Origin of the sequence: Stenotrophomonas maltophilia group sp. Smal17, from assembly GCF_030237045.1 — a bacterium.
Classification (GTDB): domain Bacteria; phylum Pseudomonadota; class Gammaproteobacteria; order Xanthomonadales; family Xanthomonadaceae; genus Stenotrophomonas; species Stenotrophomonas forensis.
Map to the genome: position 1 here is coordinate 1 of NZ_JASJSU010000145.1, position 5,932 is coordinate 5,932.

General features: G+C 69.4%; 5 protein-coding genes and 1 pseudogene. 4 read left to right on the forward strand and 2 right to left on the reverse strand.

Annotated features, from left to right (window positions below; genetic code table 11):
• Positions 1 to 368, reverse strand: a pseudogene (locus QRO93_RS20915) (two-component sensor histidine kinase); the annotation flags it as partial.
• Positions 365 to 1,084: a response regulator transcription factor gene (locus tag QRO93_RS20920; RefSeq protein ID WP_053448687.1), complete on the reverse strand. Its 720-nt coding sequence runs from the start codon at positions 1,082 to 1,084 to the stop codon at positions 365 to 367. The pseudogene QRO93_RS20915 and the gene QRO93_RS20920, both read right to left, overlap by 4 nt.
• A gap of 143 nt (positions 1,085 to 1,227) precedes the next feature.
• Between QRO93_RS20920 and msrB the strand changes: the two genes are divergently transcribed.
• The 4 genes from msrB to QRO93_RS20940 all read left to right on the forward strand — a co-directional run bounded on the left by msrB (position 1,228) and on the right by QRO93_RS20940 (position 5,921).
• On the forward strand, positions 1,228 to 1,803 hold the full coding sequence (msrB, locus tag QRO93_RS20925; protein ID WP_164086235.1) for a peptide-methionine (R)-S-oxide reductase MsrB: 576 nt from the start codon (positions 1,228 to 1,230) through the stop codon (positions 1,801 to 1,803).
• Positions 1,804 to 1,805: 2 nt separating this feature from the next.
• Entirely contained in the window at positions 1,806 to 3,572 is a 1,767-nt protein-coding gene (locus QRO93_RS20930; protein WP_053448685.1) for a cytochrome c biogenesis protein DipZ, read from the forward strand.
• Positions 3,573 to 3,586: 14 nt separating this feature from the next.
• Complete coding sequence (msrA, locus tag QRO93_RS20935; protein WP_049456430.1) at positions 3,587 to 4,324, forward strand: peptide-methionine (S)-S-oxide reductase MsrA; 738 nt, start codon at positions 3,587 to 3,589, stop codon at positions 4,322 to 4,324.
• A 148-nt stretch (positions 4,325 to 4,472) separates the two neighbouring features.
• Complete coding sequence (locus QRO93_RS20940; RefSeq protein WP_180880928.1) at positions 4,473 to 5,921, forward strand: PLP-dependent aminotransferase family protein; 1,449 nt, start codon at positions 4,473 to 4,475, stop codon at positions 5,919 to 5,921.
• Positions 5,922 to 5,932 lie beyond the last annotated feature (11 nt).

Below are 5,932 nucleotides of genomic sequence, written 5' to 3' on the forward strand. Positions count from 1 at the left end.
AGCGGCGCGCCGGCCAGCAGCCGGCGCAACGGCGCCACGTCCACCCGGTTGCGTACCAGATGGCCGCTGGGCGCATCGTGGCCGAGGATGCGGCCCTGGTCGTCCAGCAGGTAGACCTCGACGCTGGGGTTGACTGCCATCAACTGGCCGAACAAGGCGCGCACTGCGGCGTCGCGCATGCCGCTGGTGTCCATCAGCTCGCTGCGCTGGGCGATGTGCTCGGCCAGGCCCAGCGACAACCGCTGCACCACTTCCTGTTCGTGGCGGGTGTTGGCACGCATCTGCAGCGCCAGCAGCGCCATGCAGCACATCAGCATCAGTGCGGCGATCACCGCCGCCAGCTTCTGCCACAGGTTCGGCCTGATCATGCCGCCGCCCCGGCCGGATCGACCAGCTTGTAGCCGCGTCCCCACACCGTCAGCAGCCGCCGCGGATTGGCCGGGTCGGTTTCAATCTTGCTGCGCAGCCGGTTGATATGGGTGTTGACCGTGTGCTCGTAGCCATCGTGCTGATAGCCCCAGACCTGGTTGAGCAGTTCCATGCGCGCGAACACCTGGTCCGGATGACGGGCGAAGAACAGCAGCAGGTCGAATTCGCGCGGGGTCAGTTCCAGCGCAGTGCCCTCCACCGACGCGGTGCGTGCAACCGGGTCCAGCTGCAGCCCGCCCAGTTCGATCGCGCCGGCATCGATGCGGGCGCTCTGCGCCATCGCCTCGGCGCGGCGCAGCAGCGCGCGCACCCGTGCCACCAGTTCCGGCATCGAGAAGGGTTTGGCCAGGTAGTCGTCCGCACCCAGTTCCAGGCCGACGATGCGCTGGGTTTCACTGCCACGTGCACTGATGATGATGATCGGCACATAACGCGCCATCGCGCGTGCGCGCTGGCACACCTGCAGGCCGTCCACGCCGGGCAGCATCACGTCCAGCACCAGCGCATCCCACGGGCCGTCCTGTTCAAGCAGGCGCAGTCCCGCATCGCCGCTGGCGGCGTGGGCCACGTCATAGCCTTCATCGCCCAGATGCATGCGCAGCAGGTCGGCGATGTGGGCATCGTCTTCAACGATCAGCACGCGTTTGGCGGACATCGGCAGCTCGGGGCCAGTGGGGGGCTGCCCGCATTGTGGCGCGGGATGGTCGCCGATACCTCACGAAAAATTGAATCCTGCGTGAGGATTCGTTGACCCGGGCGGGCGCAGCATGGCCCCGTCGCCCCTTCCCGGAGTCCGCCATGACCCTCACCCGCCGCCATCTGCTGGGCCTGGGCGGTGTCGCCACCGCTGCCGGCCTGTTCGGCCTCGGCGCCTGCAGCCGCGCCGCACCGGCCGCTGCCGAAGCGCGCCCGGCGCGCCAGTTCGAGGTCATGCACAGCGACGCCGACTGGCGCCAGCGCCTGACCCCGGCCCAGTACGCGGTGCTGCGCCAGCAGGCCACCGAGCGGCCATGGAGCAGCCCGCTCAACAAGGAGCACCGGCAGGGCACGTTCGCCTGTGCCGGCTGCGCGCTGCCGCTGTTCTCCTCGTCCACCAAGTTCGAGAGCGGCACCGGCTGGCCGAGCTTCTGGGCGCCGCTGCACAACGCCATCGGCGAAGACCGCGACGTCACCTTCGGCATGCTGCGGGTGGAGGTGCACTGCCGCCGCTGCGGCGGCCATCTCGGCCACGTTTTCAATGACGGCCCGCGCCCGACCGGGCTGCGCTACTGCATGAACGGTGCAGCGCTGGTGTTCGTTCCCGGTGCGGCCGATGGCGGCACCGCCGACGGCTGGCGGGTGCCGGTCGGTTCTTCCCCCACGTCCGGAGCCTGACCATGCTGCTGTTGCTGCTTGCCTACCTCGGGGGTGCGTTGTCCCTGCTCAGCCCCTGCATCCTGCCGGTGCTGCCGTTCGTGTTCGCGCGCGCCGACCGTCCCTTCGTGCGCAGCACGCTGCCGCTGCTGCTGGGCATGGCGCTCACCTTCACCGTGGTGGCCAGCCTGGCGGCGGTGGGCAGCCAATGGGTGGCGCAGGCCAACCAGGTCGGCCGCTGGATCGCGCTGGTGCTGATGGCGCTGTTTGCGCTGGCGCTGCTGTGGCCGCGACTGGCGGACCATCTGCTGGCCCCGTTCCAGCGCGTGGGTGCACGCTTGAGCGCACGCGCCGATGCCGCTGACGCCGCAGGACGCGGTGGCGCAGGGACCTCGCTGCTGATCGGCATCGCCACCGGCCTGCTGTGGGCCCCATGCGCCGGGCCGATTCTGGGCCTGGTGCTGACCGGCGCCGCCCTGCACGGCGCCAGCGTCGGCACCACTGCGCTGCTGCTGGCCTATGCACTGGGCGCGATCACCGCGCTGGCGCTGGCGGTATGGATCGGCGGCCGGGTGTTCCGCGCGATGCAGGCGCGGCTCGGCGTGGGTGATGTGCTGCGCAAGGTGCTGGGCGTGGCCGCGCTGCTGGCCGTCGTGGCGATCGGCCTCGGCTGGGACACCGGCCTGCTGACCCGCCTGTCCACGGTCAGCACCGCGCGCATCGAGCAGGGCCTGCTGGACGCGGTACCCGGCGCACAACCGGCGGCACCGCCGATGATGATGGCCGGCGCCAATGCCGGTGCCGATGCACCGCTGCCGGTGGAGGGCACCCTGCCCGCGCTGGATGGCGCCACCGGCTGGCTCAACAGCCCGCCGCTGACCGCCCAGCAGCTGCGCGGCAAGGTGGTGCTGGTCGACTTCTGGACATACTCCTGCATCAACTGCCTGCGCGCGATGCCGTTCGTGCACGAATGGGAGCGCCGCTACCGCGACCACGGCCTGGTGGTGATCGGCGTGCACACGCCGGAGTTCGCCTTCGAGCGTGACCCACGCAATGTGATGAAGGCGGTGCAGCAGCTGAAGGTCGAGTACCCCGTGGCGCTCGACAACCAGTACACGATCTGGCGTGCGTTCAACAACCGCTACTGGCCGGCGCAGTACTTCGTCGATGCGCAGGGCAACATCCGCGGCCATCAGTTCGGCGAGGGCAACTACGCGCGCTCGGAACAGGTGATCCGCCGGCTGCTGACCGAAGCCGGCCAGACCCACCTTCCGCCGCCAGCCGATCCCGCCGCGGCCGACCTGCAGGGCGTTGCCGCGCAGGCCGACATGGGCAACCTGCGCTCGCCGGAAACCTACCTGGGCCACGCCCGTGCCGAACAGTTCGCCTCGCCCGGCGGGCAACGCAGCGACACCGCGTTCGACTACACGCTGCCCACCGCCCTGGCGCTGAACCAGTGGGGCCTGTCCGGGCAGTGGACGATCACCGACGAAGCCGCGCAACTGCAGCGCGCCGGCGGCCGCATCGCCTTCCAGTTCCATGCGCGCGACCTGCACCTGGTGCTGGCACCGGGCCAGGACGGCAAGCCGGTGCGCTTCCGCGTGTGGCTGGACGGCAAGCCACTGCCCGCCACCGATGCCGGCAGTGACGTCGGCGCCGATGGCAGTGGCGTGGTCAACGAACACCGCCTGTTCCAGCTGGTGCGCCAGCGCGGCACGGTCGGCCCGCACCGCTTCGAGATCGAATTCCTCGATGCGGGCGTGCAGGCCTACGCCTTCACCTTTGGTTGAACCGGGAGGACACGATGAAACTCTCCTTTGAACAGGGTATTGCTGCAGGTGTTGCCGGTCTTGTAGCCACCGCATTGATCGCCGGCGTGCTGCTGGTCGACCACGGCGCGATCGCCGCACCGGTCGAAGCCAGCGCGCAGGCCAAGGCACTGCCGGTACCCACCGGCGATGCGGCGTTCCGCGATGACGCCACCCACGCCAGCGTGGTGTTTGCCGGCGGCTGCTTCTGGGGCGTGCAGGGCGTGTTCCAGCACGTCAAGGGCGTGAGCAATGCGGTGTCCGGCTACATCGGTGGCAGCGCCGCCAACGCACACTATGAGCGGGTCAGCAGCGGCCAGACCGGTCACGCCGAAGCGGTGAAGATCGACTACGATCCGCGCCAGGTCAGCTACGGGCAGCTGATGCAGGTGTTCTTCTCGGTGGTGCACGACCCGACCCAGCTCAACCGCCAGGGGCCGGACCACGGCAGCCAGTACCGGTCGGCGATCTTCAGCGACGACGCGCGCCAGCAAGCCGCCAGCCGCGCCTACATCGCCCAGCTCGGCCAGGCCGGCAGCTACCGCGCACCGATCGTCACCCAGCTGGGCAGCGGCCAGCGCTTCTACCCGGCCGAGAGCTATCACCAGAACTACATGACGAACTACCCGCAGGCGGCCTACATCCGCTACTACGACGCACCGAAGCTGGCGGCGCTGGGCAAGCAGTTCCCGGCGCTGTACCGGCGCGATGCAGTGCTGGTGCCGATGCGGTAACGACCGGCAATACCCACGCAGAAAAAGACGCACGGCGATCCCGCCGTGCGCTTGGGAAGTATCGGCCGCGCCCCGATCAGGCCCGTCCGACAACGACATGCTAGGCTCGCCAACGTCAGGGGTACAGCTCCAGTTGACGGGAACTTCGATGGATACAGATGACCAGAACACGATGATCCCTCCCCGCTACCAGCGGCTGTCCGATGAACTGGCCGAGGCCATCCATGGCGGTCGGCTTCCCGTTGGCAGCCGCCTGCCCTCGCTGCGGCAGATGGCGCTGCAGCGCAGGCTCAGCCTGAACACCGTGATCGCGGCCTATCGCCAGCTGGAAGATGCCGGCCTGGTGATTCCACGACCCAAGGCCGGCTTCGAGGTCGCACCGCGCCTGTCGGTGCCGGAACGTTCGTTGCGCGATACGCCGTCGGCGCCCACCGCGCCGCTGCAGCAGGCGCTGATGGCCCGTGTGCTGGAGGCACAGCGCCGACCCGGCGTGATCGACCTGGCCTTCGCCGGCCCCCGTGGTCGCCAGTTCTATCCCGGGGCGCAGCTTGCCCGGCACACTGCACAGGTGCTGCGTCATGGCCAGCAGACGGTGGAAACCTATGCACGCCCGAATGGCTCGCCGCGGCTGCTGGCGCAGATCGTGCGCCGCGGCCCGCGCATGGGCCTGCACACCCACAGCGACCGCCTGCTGCTGACCCATGGCGCGATGGAAGCGCTGCAGCTGGCGCTGCGTGCCGTCACCCGGTCCGGCGATGCGGTCGGCATCGAGGCGCCCTCCTACTTCAACCTGTATCCCCTGCTGGCCACCCTCGGCCTGCAGGCCATCGAATTGCCCACCCACCCGCAGCAGGGGCTGGATGTCGATGCCCTGGAGGCCCTGCTCGAACACACGGCGCTGGCCGCGCTGGTGGTGATGCCGACCGTGCACAACCCGCTGGGCTGCACCATGCCCACATCCGCCAAGCAGCGACTGGCCGAACTGGTCAATGCACGCCAGCTGCCGCTGATCGAAGATGCGGTGTATGCCGAGCTGCAGTTCTGCGAACCGCCCGCGCCCCTGCTCAAGGCCTTCGATCGCGACGGCTGGGTGATGGTGGTCGGTGGCTTTTCCAAGACCCTGGCCCCGGACTATCGCATCGGCTGGCTGGAAGGCGGCCGCTTCGCCGAACGCATCGCGCTGCTGAAGTTCCAGTCCACCGGCGGCGAACCGCAACTCCTCGGCGATGCGGTGGCAGCCTACCTGGAGGCGGGCAGCTACGAGCACCACCTGCACCGCATGCGTCGCCTGTATCGCGAGCAGGTGGGGCGGCTGCGCCAGCTGGTGGCCGAGTACTTCCCGGCGGGCACCCGCGCCACCGAGCCGCAGGGCGGTTTCCTGCTGTGGCTGGAACTGCCGGGCGTGGACACGCGCGAACTGTTCGAACGTGCGCTGCAGGAAGACATCGTGTTCATGCCCGGCCAGGTCTATTCGCGCGGCGCCCGCTACCGGCATTGCCTGCGGCTGTCGTGCTGCCAGACCCTGGATGCGCGCTTCATCGGTGCGGTGGAGCGACTGGGTGCGATCGCGCGCGAGCTGGCGGCTGCAGCACGGTAGTGCCGGCCGCT

Bases quoted from the DNA above. Each gene is read 5' to 3' on its own strand.
- QRO93_RS20920 (WP_053448687.1), bottom strand. From the start codon at position 1,084: ATGTCCGCCAAACGCGTGCTGATCGTTGAAGACGATGCCCACATCGCC.
- msrB (WP_164086235.1), top strand. From the start codon at position 1,228: ATGACCCTCACCCGCCGCCATCTGCTGGGCCTGGGCGGTGTCGCCACC.
- QRO93_RS20930 (WP_053448685.1), top strand. From the start codon at position 1,806: ATGCTGCTGTTGCTGCTTGCCTACCTCGGGGGTGCGTTGTCCCTGCTC.
- msrA (WP_049456430.1), top strand. From the start codon at position 3,587: ATGAAACTCTCCTTTGAACAGGGTATTGCTGCAGGTGTTGCCGGTCTT.
- QRO93_RS20940 (WP_180880928.1), top strand. From the start codon at position 4,473: ATGGATACAGATGACCAGAACACGATGATCCCTCCCCGCTACCAGCGG.